At 59.9% G+C, this 18,694-nt stretch carries 15 protein-coding genes; 5 read left to right on the top strand and 10 right to left on the bottom strand.

Annotation, left to right across the window (positions count from 1 at the left end; translation table 11 throughout):
• Positions 1 to 331 precede the first annotated feature (331 nt).
• The 3 genes from QPL98_RS09240 (at position 332) to QPL98_RS09230 (ending at position 3,529) form a co-directional block, all read left to right on the top strand.
• Positions 332 to 1,372, top strand: coding sequence for an AraC family transcriptional regulator (locus tag QPL98_RS09240; protein WP_222447632.1), 1,041 nt, complete (start codon positions 332 to 334; stop codon positions 1,370 to 1,372).
• Entirely contained in the window at positions 1,369 to 2,805 is a 1,437-nt protein-coding gene (gene cls / locus QPL98_RS09235; protein ID WP_288589081.1) for a cardiolipin synthase, read from the top strand. The genes QPL98_RS09240 and cls overlap by 4 nt, the downstream gene beginning before the upstream one ends.
• 64 nt (positions 2,806 to 2,869) lie before the next feature.
• The gene (locus QPL98_RS09230) at positions 2,870 to 3,529 is read left to right on the top strand and encodes a GntR family transcriptional regulator (protein WP_022992137.1); all 660 of its coding nucleotides are present in this window, start codon (positions 2,870 to 2,872) and stop codon (positions 3,527 to 3,529) included.
• A 12-nt stretch (positions 3,530 to 3,541) separates the two neighbouring features.
• Here QPL98_RS09230 and QPL98_RS09225 read toward each other — a convergent pair whose 3' ends face one another.
• Together QPL98_RS09225 and QPL98_RS09220 are read right to left on the bottom strand one after the other, a co-directional pair.
• Positions 3,542 to 5,788, bottom strand: a complete 2,247-nt coding sequence (locus tag QPL98_RS09225) for a patatin-like phospholipase family protein (RefSeq protein ID WP_303293132.1) — start codon at positions 5,786 to 5,788, stop codon at positions 3,542 to 3,544.
• Positions 5,766 to 6,374, bottom strand: coding sequence for a hypothetical protein (locus QPL98_RS09220; RefSeq protein WP_303293131.1), 609 nt, complete (start codon positions 6,372 to 6,374; stop codon positions 5,766 to 5,768). Before QPL98_RS09220 ends, QPL98_RS09225 begins: the two co-directional genes overlap by 23 nt.
• A gap of 239 nt (positions 6,375 to 6,613) precedes the next feature.
• Here QPL98_RS09220 and QPL98_RS09215 point away from each other — a divergent pair, with 239 nt between their 5' ends.
• On the top strand, positions 6,614 to 6,979 hold the full coding sequence (locus QPL98_RS09215; protein WP_303293130.1) for a hypothetical protein: 366 nt from the start codon (positions 6,614 to 6,616) through the stop codon (positions 6,977 to 6,979).
• A 14-nt stretch (positions 6,980 to 6,993) separates the two neighbouring features.
• On the opposite strand, the gene QPL98_RS09210 is transcribed toward QPL98_RS09215, so the two are convergent.
• A complete protein-coding gene (locus QPL98_RS09210; RefSeq protein WP_303293129.1) occupies positions 6,994 to 9,762 on the bottom strand; it encodes a transporter substrate-binding domain-containing protein in 2,769 nt (922 codons plus the stop codon).
• Between the two features lie 96 nt (positions 9,763 to 9,858).
• Here QPL98_RS09210 and QPL98_RS09205 point away from each other — a divergent pair, with 96 nt between their 5' ends.
• Positions 9,859 to 10,092, top strand: a complete 234-nt coding sequence (locus QPL98_RS09205; RefSeq protein ID WP_303293128.1) for a DUF2789 domain-containing protein — start codon at positions 9,859 to 9,861, stop codon at positions 10,090 to 10,092.
• Positions 10,093 to 10,101: 9 nt separating this feature from the next.
• On the opposite strand, the gene QPL98_RS09200 is transcribed toward QPL98_RS09205, so the two are convergent.
• The 7 genes from QPL98_RS09200 to QPL98_RS09170 all read right to left on the bottom strand — a co-directional run bounded on the left by QPL98_RS09200 (position 10,102) and on the right by QPL98_RS09170 (position 18,580).
• Positions 10,102 to 11,487, bottom strand: a complete 1,386-nt coding sequence (locus tag QPL98_RS09200; RefSeq protein ID WP_303293127.1) for a GGDEF domain-containing protein — start codon at positions 11,485 to 11,487, stop codon at positions 10,102 to 10,104.
• A gap of 11 nt (positions 11,488 to 11,498) precedes the next feature.
• A complete protein-coding gene (xerC, locus tag QPL98_RS09195) occupies positions 11,499 to 12,473 on the bottom strand; it encodes a tyrosine recombinase XerC (protein ID WP_222534288.1) in 975 nt (324 codons plus the stop codon).
• Positions 12,470 to 13,219: a DUF484 family protein gene (locus tag QPL98_RS09190; RefSeq protein WP_023011759.1), complete on the bottom strand. Its 750-nt coding sequence runs from the start codon at positions 13,217 to 13,219 to the stop codon at positions 12,470 to 12,472. The genes xerC and QPL98_RS09190 overlap by 4 nt, the downstream gene beginning before the upstream one ends.
• Positions 13,220 to 13,237: 18 nt before the next feature.
• On the bottom strand, positions 13,238 to 14,164 hold the full coding sequence (gene dapF / locus QPL98_RS09185; RefSeq protein ID WP_031211627.1) for a diaminopimelate epimerase: 927 nt from the start codon (positions 14,162 to 14,164) through the stop codon (positions 13,238 to 13,240).
• A gap of 14 nt (positions 14,165 to 14,178) precedes the next feature.
• Positions 14,179 to 15,429, bottom strand: a complete 1,251-nt coding sequence (gene lysA / locus QPL98_RS09180; RefSeq protein WP_011784039.1) for a diaminopimelate decarboxylase — start codon at positions 15,427 to 15,429, stop codon at positions 14,179 to 14,181.
• Positions 15,430 to 15,464: 35 nt separating this feature from the next.
• Entirely contained in the window at positions 15,465 to 15,659 is a 195-nt protein-coding gene (locus QPL98_RS09175) for a lipoprotein (protein WP_272999125.1), read from the bottom strand.
• Positions 15,660 to 15,730: 71 nt separating this feature from the next.
• Positions 15,731 to 18,580: a class I adenylate cyclase gene (locus QPL98_RS09170; protein WP_303293125.1), complete on the bottom strand. Its 2,850-nt coding sequence runs from the start codon at positions 18,578 to 18,580 to the stop codon at positions 15,731 to 15,733.
• Positions 18,581 to 18,694 lie beyond the last annotated feature (114 nt).

Below are 18,694 nucleotides of genomic sequence, written 5' to 3'. Positions count from 1 at the left end.
TTACGGGGCAAGGGGAATTTGGTGCCAACCCGACAGGCAGAAAAAAGCCGGGCATGGCCCGGCTGGAAGGTCACAGACATACGCCTGAAAGATCAGCAATAGAAAATGCTGTCCAGGTATTCAGCGAGTGCCAGAACGTTTTTGCGCTCCATTTCGCTATGGGGTACAAAGATTTCCTGTTCCATACAACACCTCCACTTTGCAACGCATTACTTCAACCTGATAGCCAACATGCTATCGTTGAAGCAGTGGCAACCCGTTGACTTGCTGTCCCAATCATTTGACATTTTGTATCAGTCCACCAGATAACAAACGGGAGCAGAACCCAGGCATGCAGCCCCAGACCGAATATCCGGAATCGCCCCAGGTGGCGGCATCCAGCACACTGGCGCTGGTGCACTATCTGGAAACACGGGGTCTTCTGGATCGTGTCCGGGTGGAACAGGCTACCGGGCTGACACTGGCGACACTGAAAGACCCGGATCTACGGGTACCCGCTTCTGCCCATTACCGTTTGTGGGAACTGGCCGAGCAGTTGACCGCCGATCCGGGCGTCGGCCTGCATGCCGGCCAGGTCATCGACCCCGAGCGCATGGGGCTGGTCGGCCATGTGTTCTTCAACTGCGACACTCTGGGCGAAGCCGTGGTGCAGTATGTCCGGCTGCACCGACTGATCAACGAATCAGTCACCCTGAGTTTTGAGCAAACCCCGGACCAGGCCATCCTGACCTGGCAGCCGGATCGTCCGGATCATTACTGTCGCCAGGACATGGACCGCACCCTGGCCGCCGCCCTGTGCCGGACCCGGCACTTTATCCATCGCAGTATCGAGGCTGACTGGCTGGAAATTGCCCATCCGGAGCCCGTATATGCCGGTGAATACCGCAAACTGTTCGGTGGCACTGTCCATTTCGGCTGTGGCGTTACCCGCATGGCGTTTAACAGCAAGCACCTGGGCCACCCCATCCCGCACCGGAATCCCTATGTTTACTCAGCGGTGCTGAAACAGGTAAATGCGGTCATGGCCCGGCTACAGACCCGCCGCTCGTTCAGCCGAAAGGTGCGTCGCCTGATTTCCCGGCAGATGGCCACCGACCGGATTGACGCCGACACCCTGGCCCGGCAGTGTCATATGAGCCGCCAGACCCTGTACCGAAAACTCAAGAAAGAAGGCATGAGTTTCCACGACCTGGTGGAGCAGGTCCGCAAGGACAAGGCCCTGCGCTATGTCGCCGACGACCAGTACGCACTTGGCGAAATCGCCTTTCTCCTGGGGTTCTCCGAGCTGAGCGCCTTCAGCCGTGCGTTCAAGCGCTGGACCGGTGTCGCCCCGGCCCAGTTCCGGGCCAGTCATCAGGGACAAGAGTCATGATTACAGAGAACCTTTCGCTACTGGCCATTCCGCTGGCAGCGCTGTACCTGGCGGCGCTGGCCTGTATTTACCGCATCCTGCTCACCTATCGAACGGCCCAGGGAGCCATAGCCTGGATTCTCGCACTGGTGGGCCTGCCCTACATTGCCGTGCCCATGTTCCTGTTGTTTGGTCGTTATCGCTTTGGTGGTTACGTCAAGGCCCGCCGCATGGGCGATGAATCCCTCACCAACCTGTTGGATCAGTTTGAAAACCAGACCACCTCCATCACCAATCCGGGCCAGGAGCATTTCAGCGACGAGTTGCAGGTGTTGTGCAAACTCGGCCGGCAACCGTTCACCGCTGGCAACCACTGCACGCTGCTGCGAGACGGCGAAGCCACCTTTGAAGCCCTGTTCGATGCCATGGAAGACGCCAGCCATTATCTGCTGCTGGAGTTCTACATTGTCCGCTCAGACCGTGTCGGCCAGCGCATCAAGGCCATCCTTGAACGCAAGCTGGCCCAGGGCGTCGAGGTCTGGTTCCTGTATGACGACATTGGCAGCGCGTTTCTGTCCCGCAAATGGCTGAATGAACTGTCTGCTGCCGGCGCCCGCATTGCCTCGTTTGGTGACGGCAACATCCGGCGTCGGCGCTTCCAGATCAACTTCCGTAATCATCGCAAGCTCCTGGTCTGCGATGGCAAGGTGGGATTCGTCGGTGGTATCAACCTGGGCGACGAATACCTGGGCACCGCCATGGACCAGGAACCCTGGCGCGACACCCATTGCCGGATTGAAGGGCCCGCTGTCACCGGCCTCCAGCTGGCCTGGCTGGAGGACTGGAACTGGGCCAGCAATACCCGGCCGGAACTGAACTGGGCGTCCGTGTCTCAGCCTCCCGGCGACCAGGAAGTACTGGTATTGCCCACCGGCCCGGCAGACACCTGGGAAACCTGCACCCTGTTCTTCCTGAACTGCATCAACAACGCGCGCACAAGGATCTGGATTGCCTCGCCCTATTTTGTGCCGGATTTCCAGATCATGAATGCCCTGCAGTTGGCGGCGCTCAGGGGGGTGGATGTTCGCATCCTGATACCGGAGAAAACCGACAGCCCACTGGTCCGGCTGGCCGCCTATTCCTATTTGGTACAGGCCAGTCAGGCCGGCATCGGCATCTATCGTTACCAGCCCGGCTTCATGCACCAGAAAGTGGTTCTGGTGGACAGCCGCTACGCCGCCATCGGCACCGCCAACCTCGACAACCGGTCCATGCGCCTGAACTTCGAGATTACCGCCGTCAACACCAGCCCGGCGTTTATCCAGCAGGTGGAAACCATGCTGGAGGAAGATCTGGGCGCCAGCCGGCCCATGACCGAAAAAGACTATCGCCAGCGCTCAATCCTGTTCCGGCTGGGCTGCCGGGCGGTACGACTATTGGCGCCCCTGCTTTGATCTGGCCCCGGGCGGGCGCTTGTGCGAACATGAGCGCTCGACTGATGCTGTAAACGACCATTTCATGAACGCATTCAAACCCAGAGAAACCCTGACCGAACAGGTCGCTCGTCACATTGAAAATCTGATTGCCTTCGAGCAACTCCGTTCCGGCGAGCGCATCTATGAAAGTGCCATGGCCAAGCAGATGGATGTCAGCCACGGCTCCATCCGGGAAGGCCTGCTGCTGCTGGAGAAGCGCCATCTGGTGCGTAACGTCCCCCGCAAAGGCGCGTTCGTCACGCCGCTGGATGAACACTTTGTCCGCAGTCTCTATGAGACTCTGGAACTGTACCTGACTCACACCGGACGGAAGCTGGTGCGTCAGTGGCAACCGAATGACATGCAGCGGCTGGAATCCCTGTACGAGCAGATGCGGGACCGTTTTCAGAACAACGATCTGATGGCGTTTCTGGAGCTGGGTATTGAATACACCAAAGCCTCACTGGTGTACGCCGACAATTACTTTATTGTCTCGGCCATCGAGGATCTCTGGCCCTCTGCCAAGCGTTGCGCCTTTGTCGCCTTCCGCCATGGCGGCAAACAGGTTCTGGAAGACAACCTGGTGCACATGGAAGAATCCATCCGGATAATACGGGAACGGGACGAACAGGCCCTGGCAGATATCCTGCACCGCTATGCCGTGCAGCAGTGTGAGCAGGTGCTATCCGCTCTGAACAACTGATACCGCGAAAACTCAGTAGAACAGCTGGGTGAATGAGAAGCCGATATTGAGGTATGCGGTCCATTCATCTTCGTTGTTATAGGCGGCCGAGAGCTGTACCGGCCCCAGGAAGGTATCCACCCCGGCGAAAACACTCCAGGATCGCACCAGCCCGGACCAGGTGGCATCATCCATCGTCTCCCAGGCATTGCCGGTCTCAAATCCCAGGCCGGTGAACCAGGGCAGCACCGGCCCGCCGAATTCACGCCTGGCCCAGGCCGCCAGTAAAACGGCATCATTTCCCGTGATCTCGCCCGGGGCGTAGGCTGACAACTGCCGAAAACCGCCAAGACGCGCTGCGTTCTCAACGCCCGGTTCTCCGCTGATGACCTGCCGGGTATACAGCAAGCCGGTGAGATTGAAACGTTGCCAGGTGCCGGTTCCCAGCAACATGCCGGTGAGGGCATCGAACTCCCGGTCACTGCCGAGCTCTTCCCGCTCTACTCTGGCCCGGATACCGGCAAAAGCACCGGATTTCGGATAGAAGGCATCACTCAGGGAATCATGTACCAGTTGCAGGCTGCCGTAGCCCTGATGCACCTTACCGGAAGGTGCAACCGGAACGCCCACTTCGTCATCCACGGTGGCATAGCCACGGACATAACCCAATCGGATCTCGCCATCGCCACCCAGTTCCATGCCAAGGGCCAGATCCACTTCCCGAAAGGTCACATCTATCTCGGAAATACGGTCGCCGTTGTCGTAGACACTGTAATCATCACGGCGATATTCAACCCCAACCACCGCAAACCGGTCATAACCGTAATCCAGAGGCTGGTACCATTGGCTACGCACCCAGGGCTGGGTGCCTAATTGGAGCCCGGTCTGCCATTCCGCGCCAAGGCGATTGAGTTCGGTCATCCGTAACCCGGTGGCCAGATTGAAGCGGGTATCGCCGTCGAAGTTGTCCTCATAATTCAGGCCAAACGACAGATAGTTGGGCCCCCAGCTCTTCTCCCTGGCTTGAATGATCAGCACCGGGCCGGCCTCGGAAGGACGCATGGACCAGGACACGGTCTCGTAGTACCCCAGCCCGTAGATGCGTTTGAGATCGGCTTCCAGTTGCTCCACATCGAGCGGCTCACCCTCTTTCTGCCGAATCCGCTCGCGCAGAAAATCACTGGCCAGGCGGTCGCCTTTACGGAATTCGATCCGGACGACCGGCCCCGGTGCCAGTTTCTCGGCCCGGAGCCGTGCACGGTAATCCCGCCACTCCGAGTCAGACACCGCCAGCCGGTTCAGGGCCACAGCATGATCCCTGGCTCCACTGGCCCCCAGCTCAAACAGCACCGGCGCGTCGTAGAAATCGGCAGAGGTGTGGCCTTGCAGATCTGGCTGGATCAGAATGTCGCGATCGGTTAACAGGCCCAGCTGTAATTCGGTGTTGCGCCGGGTCATCAGCGTGGTGAGCTGCCCGACCACTGAAAAAGCTTCGCGCATGTCCTCTGTGGTCATGAGCGGATCGGTGATATCCACGGCAATGACCACATCAGCCCCCATGTCCCGGGCCACGCTGACCGGTAGGTTGTTGGCCACCCCACCATCCACCAGTAATCGCCCGCCTCTTTCCACCGGGGCGTATACGCCGGGAATGCTCATACTGGCACGAATGGCGTCGGCCAGGTTGCCGTCGCCAATCACCACTTCAACACCGGTTTCCAGATCAGTGGCCACAGCCCGAAAGGGGATGGGTAGCTGATCAAAGTCATCCACCAGCGCGGCGTTACGGGTCAGCTCATTGAGAATAAACCCGAGATTCTGGCCGGTAACCAGTCCGCCACCAAACCGAACGCCCTCGGAACCGACGCCAATACCCGGCACCAGAGGCAGGCGCCAATCGTCCTGCTTTCGGCGCACCGGCTTGTAGGCCCGGCCCGGGTCATCGCGAAAGCTGGACAGCCAGTCCAGCCCGATAAAGCGCTTTTCAATTTCTTCCACCGGCATCCCGGTGGCGTACAGGGCGGCAACGGCCGATCCGGCACTGGTACCGACCACCACATCAACCGGCACCTGCATTTCTTCCAGTACCCGCAATACCCCGACATGGGCCATACCTTTGGCGCCACCGCCACTGAGCACCAGGCCAATGGTTGGGCGAGCGCTACTGGCGCCAGCATCGGCGAAAGCAGAAGGGAATACGGGCAGGACAAGCAGAATGCACAGTAACCAGGACGGCCAACGAGTGCTCACAATCCCGTCACGAGCTCTGTTTTTTGTCATCGTCGGCCAGTGACAGATGGGAAGTATCCGGCACGACCGGTGGGGGAAGATCCCGTTTTACCCCCAGATCACTGCCGGCCGGAGCCAGTGTCCAGTCATCAAGATGCTCAAACATCGGTGCCTCAGCCTCCTGATGCTCAACCAGAGTCACCCCGACCGGGTCCAGGCTCAGGCCGGAACCGGCCAGAATATCATCCACCTTTTCGCCGGCCACCGGTAGGCGATCGCCCGGCTCAACCGCTGGAGTCTCACCGGATTTCGTCGCCGGTTGCTCTGGTTTCGGTGCCGGGGCCTGAGGCGGGGCAGGCGTTGACGCTTGAGCCTGAGCTGATGACGCCGGTGCGGGTTGGGCCGGCCCGGCTCCGGGCATGGGCTGAACATACGCCACCATCCCGTGTTTTTTCAGCACTGCCAGGTACTTCTCGGCCTGAACCTGCTCAAGCTTGTTACGAATGACCACCGGTTGCCCACTGAACATGCGGTCCAGCTGCTCGACGCTGGCCTTGAACAGAGCCCGGGCATTATTGCGAGCGGTTTCCAGATCGGTGCCTGGCGTGCACTCTCCTTTAAACACGAGCTGGTACATGGCTATCCCTCTGCTTTTACAACAACTGTTGGTCAATGATAGCTGAAATCACAGGCTACAACAGGCATTAACCAACGCCGGGCCTTACCATCCGGAAATCATTTCAGCATTGCAAACAATTGAAAAATCCAGCGCCCACAGGAGGAAAAGTACGCCACACTCTGCAACAATCAACTGTAACCAAACTTTACACTTGGTTACACTAACAAGAATCGCAGATTACCTTTCGGGAGCCTCACATGCGCACCTTTACTACCGCCCTTCTCTCTGGTCTGGTGCTCGGCTTGTCATCGGCGCAGGTAGCCGCCGAAAATCTGGATGTATTGATGAGCCAGGTTTTTCAGGCCAATGAAGCCACCTACATCGGCTACGAAAGTATCGAGCGCGAGGACATTCCCGCCCAGGCCAGCGTAGACCGGAAATACCTGATTGTGGATTTCCGCTTTCCGAACCAGCAACCAGCCGCCAAACAACTTCAGGCCAGCGTACACAAAGTGTGCATGACCCTGCTGAAAGATCGCGAACTGATCCGCTCGCTGTCGGATTCCGGCTACGACATGGTGGCCGTTGCCTTTGACCGCCAGTCCCAGTTCGACTGCCTCTGAGCAAGCCGCCCGTGCTAATCCTGCCCCAGTAGTCGGGGGAACGCATCCAGGGCAGTATTGACCGCGTCTAGGTTGAAAGCCTCCACATCCGCCAGCAGCTTCTCCCCGTAACGCGTGACCGACGATGACCGGTGCCGCTGGCCCCATTCGATAATGCGGGCAGCAAAATCCTTCATCTGTTCCGGGTCGCCGCTCTCCCGCACGTCCTGCCATTCATTACCGAAGTCTTCAGCCAGTTTTTCCCGCAGCCAGCCCCGCTCATGCATGCTCATGGTCTGGGCCAGCAGGCGCTCGGATTCCTCCGGCGCGCCATCGTCATCAGCCTGCTCCACCGTCGCTTCTACTCTGGGCAGTACCACCTTGAACGTCGAGCCCACATTGGCTTCACTTTTCACGGTCAGTCTGCCGCCCATCATTTCCACCAGTTTACGACTGATCGCAAGCCCCAGCCCGGTACCGCCATAACGCCGGGAACTCTGGCCTTCCTGCTGCTCGAAGGCTTCAAAAATGCGCTCCTGCTGGTCCGGGGCTATGCCGATACCGGTGTCAGCTACGGTCACCACCAGCCGGTAGTAACAAACCTCGGAATCGGCATCCGCCGGCTCGCCCAGCGGCTTGGCGACCGCGCGCACGGTAACCCCGCCCTCATGGGTGAATTTGATGGCATTGCCCACCAGATTAAACAGCACCTGTCGCAAGCGGGTTTCGTCCAGCATCATCGCCGAGGGCATACCCGACCCCACGCTCACTTCCAGGGTAATGCCCTGCTCCGTCGCCCGCAGGTCAAAGATGTGGCGGACATCACTGAGCAGCCGGCGCACGGACACAGGGCCGAAATCCAGGCGCATCTTGCCGGCCTCGATCCTTGACAGGTCCAGAATGTCATTGATCAGCATCAGCAGACTTCGGCTACCCGCCCGGATGGCATTGAGGTAGTTGCGCTGTTGCGGGTCCGTCACCGAGTTGTAGAGCAGATCGCTGTAGCCGATCACCGCGTTCATGGGCGTTCGGATTTCGTGGGACATGTTGGCCAGGAATTCGCTTTTGGCACGGCTCGCCGCCTCCGCTTCCCGGGCCAGCCGCTCCGCCTCCAGCTTGGCGGCACGCAGCTCATCCTCGCTCCGACGCAGCGCATTCTCTGACCGGATTCGCTCATCCACTTCCAGCGACAGTTTGCGGTTCCAGTACAGGAAGATCAGCACCACCACGATGGCAATCAGAATGATCCGCCGAACCACGGTGTAATCGGCTTCCTGTTCGATATCCAGGTGAATCCAGCGGTTATAGATGGCTTCGGTTTCGGAAGCCGGCAGACTGCCCAGTGCCTTGTTAAGTATGCGGTGGAGCTCAGGCTGGGCCGGGCTGACCGCCAGCCTCAGATCGTACTGGTAGGGCGTAATGCTGGTAATCCGCAGATTGGACAGACCAAGCCGTGCCACCGTGTAGCTTACCGCCGGGATGTGCGTCACCATCACATCCAGATCCCCGTTGGACAGTGCCAGCAGCCCGTCTTCCACGGTCTGCTGGGGATAGAGGTCGAGATTCGGATGATTGATCAGCAGATAGTCATGACTGGCCTGGCGGTTTACCACACCGACCCGCTCATCCCGAAGTTCACGCAGGTCTCCGATAAAGCGGCCGGTGTCGCGAATCGCCAGCGCAATGGGGACGTTGACATAGGCCCGGGTGAACAGAAATTCCTGCTCGGTGCGGGGCGTTCGGGACATGCCGGGAAGCACGTCCAGCTCACCGGATTTCAGTTTTTCCTCGGCACCGGCGCGACTGTCTACCGTCACTCGCTGGAATCGAATCCCCAGATCCTTCTCCAGCCGGCTGAGCAAGTCGGCGACCAGCCCCGTGGGTCGGCCATCCTGTTCAAACTCGAACGGCGGCCAGTCCGGCCTTAGCCCCACGGTAATATCCGAGTTACTGGCCAGCCATTCCATTTCACCCGCCGTCAGCGCAATATTTCGGGTCTCGACTTCCGGCAACTCCCCCGCCAACCAGGACTGGCGAATATTGCGATGTTCCTGATGGGCCAGTGACGAAACTGTACGATCAAACACCCGAAACATGCGCTCCTGCTCGATCGGAACCTGAAGCACCACATCCACAGGGCGCCGATCCAGCAGCACCGCGAGCCCGACACCATTGATCATCGCCGATTCCAGATAGTCGGACACCACAGGAACCGGCCCGAGAAAGGCATCCGCCTCGCCAGACATGACCCGGCTGACGGCCTCACCCAGGCTGGAAACCGGCACTGGCGTGAAACTTTCCACCGGGTCCAGCAGCGGGAATTGATTGGGGTCGTCGCCGACAATGACCACCTTCGCCGCCTCCAGATCCGACAGAGTCCGGATCGCCGGGTCACCGGCATTCACAAACACGCCGTAAGTGAGTGACATCAAGGGGGCTGTGTGCCGCACGCCGGGAATAACCGGAGCACCGGGCAATCGGGTGGTGAGAATCAGATCCGGCTCTGGCCGCTCAGTGCCCAGCATCTGGTTCATCAGAAAGGGCTCAATGGGCAATCCCAGCTTGGAGGACAGGCGGTTGAGGTAGTCCACCCAGATACCCGCCATCCGCCCTTCGCCGGTATCGAACACCAGGGGCACCTGGGTGTGCCGGACCCCCACATTGAAGCCATCCTGTTCTGCCAGCCAACGCAGGTCATCAACACCCAGTAGGGGAGCCGGCGAATCCTGGGGCGGATCAGCCAATACGGCCCCTTGAAAAACCAGCAACAGGAGGCAAAACATGAACTGTGAACGAGACTTCACTGGATATCCTCGGCGGGTCCACTACATTTCAGGAAAACCATACCTGCAAACGGGCAGGATTGCATTTTGCCAATGAACTGATGGAGGCAAGTAACCATGGACACCAGCAAACACAGCCTTAGCACCCTGTTCGAACAACTGGGGCTGCCCTCCGGACAAGCGGAAATCGAGAATTTTATCGCCCGACATTCACCATTGCCCAGTGAAGTCGCCATCCAGGATGCGCCTTTCTGGTCTGAGAGCCAGTCCCACTTTCTGGAGGAAGGGCTGGAAGAGGACAGCGACTGGGCGGAGGTGATTGATGAACTGGATGCCCTGCTAAGGCACTGATTGGCTGCGTCAGAGCACCGACACCCGATTTCGGCCCTCATCCTTGGCCTGATAGAGGGCCCGATCAGCCCGGTCAAACACCGACTCCTCGGTGTCGTCGTCCTGAAAACCGGTCAGCCCCGCGGAAAAGGTAATGCTCACCGGCTCGCCGCTGAAATGGAACGGCAGGCCGGATACATGTTCGCGCAGGGAATCCAATACCTTGCGGGCTTCATCTGTGGGCGTTTCCGGCAGAAGCACCACAAACTCCTCGCCACCGAACCGGGCGATAAAATCCGTCGACCGCAGGCGAGTGCTCATCTCCCGGGCCACCAACTGCAGCACGCGATCCCCTGCCTTGTGGCCATAGGAATCGTTGATGCGCTTGAACAGATCCACGTCCAGCACAGCCACCGTGAGCGGGTGCCGGTAGCGCAACCAGCGATTGTATTCAAACGACAGCCGTTCCTGCCAGGCTTCACGGTTGGGCAGCTGGGTGAGCAGATCGGTCAGGGCTCGCTGACGCTCTTCACGCACCTGGGCCTGCATCTGTTCCGAATGGGCCTCCATGACCGCGACTTTCTCCTGCATGGCTTCCAGTTGGTTCGCCAGCAGTTTTTCACGCTCGCTTTCCGACGTCCGGAACCGCTCCAGCGCACTGCCAATAAATTCCAGGCGTTCACTGACCGACTGCTTCAAAGCTTGAATATCCTCGCTGGCGCGGATGTCATCCCCCACCTTGTCCAGCTCGGCACGGATTTCCCGGTCCAGCGTTGCTGTGGCGTCCTGCCGGCCAGTCTGGGCGTCACTCTGCTGGGCAAAATGCTCCCGCAACGCCTGCAAGCGTTCATCCAGACGTTTCAGGAAGGCCTCGAATTCGCGCTGGCTGCGGGTAATGGCGGCAATCACCAGATCGGCCACCCGGTTCAGCCCCTCCCGGAGCACTTCCCAGTCGTTGCTGGTCAGCAAGGTCTGCTGTAATTCCCGGGCTTCTGCTTCTGCGGCCGGCTCCAGGGAAGCCTGTTGCAACAGTTGCCCCAGTAACTGGCCTATGCGGCGGGCAATTCTCAGTCGCTGGGTGGTATCCGCCAGATCCACACCGTCTGCGGGGGCTTGCGGTTCCGGTGTCGGCGACGCAGTCTGAGGACCGGCCTGCTCGTCCAGCAGGGTAATCTGCCGGTCAATCTGGTCCTGCAGTTCCCGCCAGTGCTGCAGGTTGATCTGCTTCTTACGGATATCCTCCCGCAACCGACCCAGCAATTCATCCAGCTCCGGCCGCTGTCCTTCGGAGGCCAGACTGGTTCGTACCAGCATTCTTTCCAGCAGATTACGTTCGGATTCCCACTGTTTTTCCCGATGCTCTGCTTCTTCCAGTTCCCTGAGATATTTCTCTTTCCAGGAATCTTCAGATGCCATGAACTACTCCCTTAGTGGCCGGCACGATGCTCTTCCTCTTCACACCCGGTGCGATCGGTCGTTCGGCGGCGCGCCCGGGGATGGCTCTGATCATAAACCCGGGCAAGATGTTGAAAGTCTAGATGAGTATAGACCTGGGTTGTGGCAATGTCCGCATGACCCAGCAATTCCTGAACCGCGCGCAGGTCGCCACTGGATTCCAGCATGTGACTGGCAAAGGAATGCCTGAGCAGGTGGGGGTGCAAACGCTGGTCCGCGCCGTGCAGAATACCCCAGCGAGACAGGCGACCCTGGATACTGCGCCGGCTCAGGCGGGTACCCCGCTGGCTGACAAACAGTGCCTTCTCACCCTCGGTGACCAGTGCCCGCCGGCAGGACAACCACTGTTGCAACGCCGCCACGGCCTTGCGGCCGACCGGCAGCACGCGCTCCTTGTTACCTTTACCGAGAACGCGGATTTCTGGGCCCTTCAGATCCAGAGCCGACAGATCGGCCCCGGCCAGCTCCGCCAGCCGAAGGCCGGAGGAATACATCAGTTCGAACATGGCCAGATCACGGATTTCGAGGGGGTCTTCGGGGGTGGCATCCAGTAACTGGCCAATCTGATCAACATCCGCAACGCGGGGCAAACGCCGACCACTTTTCGGCGCCCTGATGTCCAGAGCCGGATTATCGATGGCAAGCCCTTCGCGAAGCAGGTACTGGTAGAAACGCCGAATCGACGACAGGTGCCGGGCAATGCTGCGTCCGCTCAGCCCATCCCGGCTGAGCCGGGCTACGTAGCGCCGAACATCGTGGGCAGACAGCTCTGACCAGTCATTGAGGCCGTTATCCGCAAGCCAGGCGACCAGCCGCTGAAGGTCGCGCTGATAGTGTTCGCAGGTACGGGGTGAATGCCGTTTCTCGGATTGCAGATGACGAATGAAGCCGGTCAGCGCCGCCAATTGGCTCGCTGATCCTTTGTGGTCACTCGCCGCCACGCTCACCCCTGGCCGGTCTCCGCGGTCAGGTCCGTCACCGGAGCGCCGGTACCATGGCGCTTGAGCATGGGCGGTAAAAGCCGGCTCAGGGTGTCACTGATGTAGCTCAGGAACAGCGAGCCCATGCTCTGATCAAAGTAACCGGGTTCACAACTGCCGACAGCAAACACCCCCACCAGACCTTCGTGGCGCAGGGGCACAAGGGCAACGGAGGCGATGGGCTCGTCACGGTCCGGGAACAGGAATTCACGCTCATTCTCACGGAACTGGCCACAAACGGCCCGCTCCCCTTCCAGCAGGCTTCCCAACCGCTCACGTGCCGCGGCCGCATCCACCATATGCAGGGCACCCTGTGACTGAAGCTGACCGGTTTCACTGAACAGAAGTACCGACGCGGCATCCAGACCAAAATCACCCCGGATACTGTCATCAATGGCAGCCGCCATATCCTGCAGGTTACGGGCTTCAATCACCTGCATCAGCAGGCGTTTGCTTTTCTCGAACAACCGGTCGTTGTGGCGGGCTATGGACACCAGTTCCACCAGCTCCCGGCGTAACGTGTCCCGCTGTTCCCGGAACAGGTGCACCTGACGCTCCACCAGGGAAATCGCCCGGCCGCTGTCATGGGGCAGAGTCAAACTGCGCAGCAGCTCGTCCTGATCGATAAAAAAGTCCGGATTGGCCCTCAGATATTCTGCGACCTGTTCCCTGGTGAGTTCGCCGGCCTTCTGGCGGGCCGTTTGTTCTGTCATCGTGTTCTCCTGATCGGTTCAGGCCCCGTTTTTATGAGGTCGGGTGTTCGGGCGGGCACTCCTGCGGCGCCGGGGCTGGGGTTCGCCAGGCAGCCGCAACTGGCCTTCAAATACCGTGGTTGCAGGACCTTCCATCATAACAGGGGTACCTTCCCCCTGCCATTCAATGACCAGCCTGCCGCCACGCAACTCGACTTCGACCCGACTGTCCAGCAAGCCGCGGAGACAACCGGCCACCACCGCTGCACAGGCACCGCTGCCGCAGGCGAGTGTTTCGCCGGAGCCCCGCTCAAACACACGCAACCGGGCATGGCGGCGATCAATCACCTGCAGAAAACCAATATTGGCGCGGGCCGGAAACCGGGGGTGTTTTTCCAGTTGCGGGCCGAGACTTTCCACCGGCGCCGTATCGACATTGTCCACCACCAGCACTCCGTGGGGATTACCCATGGAGATGGCTGACAGCTCGACCGTCTGACCATTCACGTCGACGGTATAAACATCCTTGCGCTGATCCGCTGCAAAGGGGATCGCGGGGGGGTTGAGCTCCGGCACCCCCATGTTGACCGCTACCAGGCCATCCCGACCCACTTTGAGCTCAATCACACCCTTGGCAGTCTGGACCCGGATAACACGCTTGTTGGTCAGGCGCTGATCGCGCACAAAGCGGGCGAAGCAGCGGGCTCCGTTGCCGCACTGTTCCACCTCCGAGCCATCGGCATTGAAAATGCGGTAGCGAAAATCCACATCCGGAAGCCCCGGTGGCTCCACCACCAGCAGCTGATCAAAACCGATCCCGAAATTGCGATCCGCCAGCTCCCGGATCGTGTCCGGGGCCAGCCGGAATGGCTGGCTGATGGCGTCGACCACCATGAAGTCGTTACCCAGCCCGTGCATCTTGGTAAAGCGCAGGACCGGACCCTGGCCACGTCGTTGCTGAGACATCTCGTTCCCCCCGCTCATTCCGGCAGGCAACTTTCCGGCGCCAGCTGGTCGTCCAGAGTCTCCCGGCGCCGAACCACATGCACCTGATCTCCGTCCACCATCAACTCCGGGGGCCGGTTGCGGGTGTTGTAGTTGGAGGCCATAACAAATCCGTAGGCCCCGGCCGAGCGTACCGCCAGCAAATCGCCGGCTTTCAGGCGCAGAGCGCGATCCTTGCCGAGAAAATCGCCGGTTTCGCACACCGGGCCCACCAGATCCCAGGGCCTTTCCTCACTGTCCTGATGGGGCTGAACCGGAATAATGGCCTGCCAGGCACTGTAGAGCGCCGGCCGGATCAGATCATTCATGGCCGCATCGATGATGGCAAAATTCCGGTGTTCGGTGCACTTCAGGAATTCCACCCGGGTCACCAGAATGCCCGCATTCGCGGCAATGGAGCGGCCCGGCTCGAGCACCAGCTCCAGCTCTCGATCACCCATGCGTTCATTAAGGGCTTTCACATAATCTGCCGGTTGCGGCGGGGTTTCCTGGTTGTAGGTCACACCCAGACCGCCCCCCATATCCAGATGGCGGATACGGATACCCTGCTCTGCCAGGGTGTCGATCAGGGAAAGCACCCGGCCCAGGGCATCCAGGAACGGCGAAACCGACGTCAGCTGTGAGCCGATGTGGCAGTCCACCCCGTGGATATCCAGGTTGGGCAGGCTGGCCGCCCGGGCATAGACTGCCGGCGCCTCAGCAATGTCAATGCCGAACTTGTTTTCCTTCAGGCCGGTCGAGATATAAGGATGAGTGCCCGCATCCACGTCCGGATTCACTCGCAGGGAAATGGGCGCTTTCACTCCCAGTTCGCCAGCCACCTTGTTCAGGCGATCAAGCTCGGTGTCGGATTCGACATTGAAACAGCGAACGCCGGCCTCCAGGGCCCGCTTCATTTCCCATTCCTGCTTGCCAACGCCGGAAAAAACCACTTTACCGGCATCCCCGCCGGCACGAAGCACACGTTCAAGCTCTCCGGCCGAGACTATGTCAAAACCGGCCCCCAGACGAGCCAGCACATTGAGCACGGCCAGATTGCTGTTCGCCTTGACCGCATAACACACCAGATGAGGGCGATTCTTCAGGGCCTCATCGTAAGCACGGTAATGGCGCTCCAGCGTCGCCCGGGAATAGATGTAGGCTGGCGTACCAAAGCGCTCGGCGATATCGGCAACGGCAACGTCTTCGGCGTAGAGTTCGCCGTTACGGTAATTGAAGTGATCCATGCTGTTCCTGAAAGCTTAAGGTCGGGTGGTCTGGCTCAGGGCTGTTCATTGTCCTCATCGGCATTTTCGCCCGCCTCCGCAGCTACCTCGGTGTCACCAGTCTGCGATGGTACGGCGTCGGGCACCGGCGCGTTCCGGTACAGCGGCCCTTTCTGGCCACAACCGGATACCATCAAAACCACAAACACCGAGAGCGCGACGGCCAGGCGGCGCACAAGCCCAAGCTGCATACCCAATCCCCTGAGTGAATAATGGCCGAAGTATACCCGACACCCGGGCCGCACCGCGAGGATTCACATGATCAGGACAGGTGCTGGTTTAGGGCATCTTCCAACTGCGCCCGGTAGAACAGGTACTGGCTGGTCTGGATATCGCGCTGATACAGCTGTGGATCGAGATCGTGGGGCAGATGCAGGTCAGTCAGATACACCGGATAGGGGTCCGGACTCTGCCGCAGGGAGCGGATGTAATGGGCCACCGCCGGAATCAACCGGTCGCCATATTCCTGCACGGTAAACTCCTGATCGTTGCAATACAGATCAAAGCGCAGAATGCTGTCACCCTGTTGCACGCCCACCGCCTGCACTTCGAGGCCGGACAAGGGCATTCCGGCGACCAGTTCTGGCCGCGGATCGGCCAGCCATCGGCCATCCCTGCGTACCAGTTCGTAACACCGGATACCGGCGACCGGCTCCAGATTATCTGCCTGGCGCAACTGTCGGCGCTCAATAACACTGTCCAGAAATCGCAATAACGGTGCCAGTAGATGACGGCGTTGCTGGGCCTTCAGCTGGCGATGCCACAGACTGCCATACTCATCCACCACCCAGAGCTGGCCCTGGTCTCCCTGCAGCTGCCAGAATACCTGGATGTTACCGGCTTCGGAGGCTTCACATACCGCTTTCAATAGGGGAGCATCCTGCAAAGCATAGCGATCCGGCACCACCGGCAGAAAACTGTCCTGGGGCTGGAACAAGGCATCCATCAATGCCGCGCGGCTATCCAGGGCAACAAACCCCGGCTCCTGGCCATTGAACTGGAGCAGAAAATAACGCTGATCCATCTCGATGATATAACGCAAGGGATGGGGGCCGGTGCCGCCTGCAAAAAACTGTCGGAGCACATCGGCAAACAACTCACTCACACGCCGGGCAATGGCCTGTCCGTGCCCCCGGCTGGGCGCCATCACTCGGATATCCGGCAATTCCGCAGGGTTGATCGCCACCTGAGCGAGCACATTCTTCAAACACTGGATCAGGGTGTCCCCGGCCGCGTAATGCTGCAGACTGACTTCGTGCCAACTGTTCAGGGTAATCTGGTCGATGGTCACCACCAGGTTGTCCCGGGCTCCACTGAACCCGAGTGAGTCGTTGCGGGCGCTGAGTTTATGCAGCCCCCGCTCGGTCAGATGAGCTTGCGGGTCCACCGCCACATTCAGCAACAACAGATTGCGCAACGGACGAACGGCACGGGACAGGGCCTGGCGGGGCGCCGGCGGCATGGGCACCGGTAGGAAGCCGGCCAGCACATCCAGTATTTCCTTCAACTCGCTGACCGAAGCCACACTCTGGCCGGCCCGCACATTCAACCGTGTACTGCGACTGAGCAGACCGTTGCAGTAACACCAGACAAGCAACTCAGCCAGGTTGCCGGCGCGGCGAATAACCGGCTGCCAGAAGGCGTCGGACGGATCTTCGAGATCCCGGTACAGCAGCCAGCCGTCTCCGGCTGCGCCCTGTTCACTGCGATGGTGAAACGACAGGTTCTCTTCCGCCAGGGAGGGCACCAGCCCCGGGTTGATCAGCTCGACCTTGCCGGCCTTGCGCTGGAAGGCGGCATACAGTTTGCGGCCCAGCAAGTTGATATCATTGGCGCTGATCGACGCCTGCGCACCCTGTTCCCGGGCCAATCTGGCCAGCAAACGGTAACTGTGGGTAAGCTCGGCAACCACGCTCCGGCGCAACCCCATCACCTCCTCGGCACACCAGCGCTGACGATCATCCAGCCTGCCAAGATCTTCCGTCGACCAGCCCCAGGCTTCAACCAGACTGCGCAACAACTCAACCCGCCAGGGATCGCCCGCCATACCCGCCCGGCTAAGCGGCAAACCGGATTTCAGGTACAGGCTCCGGCGCACCAACTCCAGCCGGTCCGCCCCGTCACTGGCCAGCAACCACTGCTCCAGTCTCTGATACAAAAGCACGTAGGGGTCCAGGGCATCGGCGCTGATCACACCATTGTGAACCGCCTGCTTGAAGCTGGCCGAGAGCAGTGGTCGCTCCCGGTCGGTGGCGTAACATTCAATCAACAGTAGCTTGAGGATGGCTTTCCAGGGCGCATCGATTCCTTTGTAGAGCTGCCAGATGCCAGCGCCAGGCAGTTCTGCGGGAGGAATGTCCGGCACCGCGCCAAAGTCGATGTAATCGCTGGCCTTGATAAACCGACACTCCACCAGCTGTCGCCGGCATTGGTCGTAATCGGCCTCCCGGTCTACCGGAATCAGCCACCACAACGGATATTGACCGGCCAGGTGAATGCTGGTGCGATAGAACTCATCCAGCAACAGAAAGTGCTGGGCACTGCCGCAGTTTTCCCCGGTAACTTCCACGCGCTGGCGCCCGGCCCGCCAATCGGCGGCAGAGAACACAAACACGTGCAGCTCCACCCCCAGGCCACCGGCCCATTCCGACAGTTTTTCAGCTTTGCGCTCCAGGCACCGAATGCCCGACGCCGGCAAATCCTGACGGTGGCAGAGCCAGACATCCAGATCACTAGCCACCGAGTGCCCGAGGGTGCCAGGGCTTCCCATCAGGAAAAGACTGTCCAGATCAGGCTTTCGAGTGCCCTTGTCACGATAGTGAAAGCTACGGGCGTAACGGCGGGCGGCGTCCAGCACTTCCTGGCCGGGCGTGTAACCACTGAAGCCGTCCGGGCAGTTACCATCCAGATAGCCAGGCAAGGCGGGATGGTTACGGTGAAAAACCAGCGGCAACAACTCCAGCACCATCTGCTGCCGGTAGGTCAGTGCCGAGCACGCCCGCTGCCAGCGCTGCTGGTTAACCAGCAGAAACCGGTCCCGCAGGCGCCTGAGCGTCTTTCGGTCGATTCCATCCTCGAAATCGAGAACTATGGGCGCGGCGTGAACGGTCAAGAGAGCTCCGGCAAGAGGTTATTTTCGGCAAGATAGTCAGTATGATGAATGAATCGTGGCAAAACCTGTAAAAAAATAAAAGCACAGGCAGTGAACACGCTGCCAGCCCGAGCG

Origin of the sequence: Marinobacter sp. ST-43 (genome assembly GCF_030541085.1) — a bacterium.
In the GTDB taxonomy this organism is placed as follows: Bacteria; Pseudomonadota; Gammaproteobacteria; order Pseudomonadales; family Oleiphilaceae; genus Marinobacter; species Marinobacter nauticus.
This window is presented reverse-complemented; position numbering and strand designations above follow the sequence as displayed.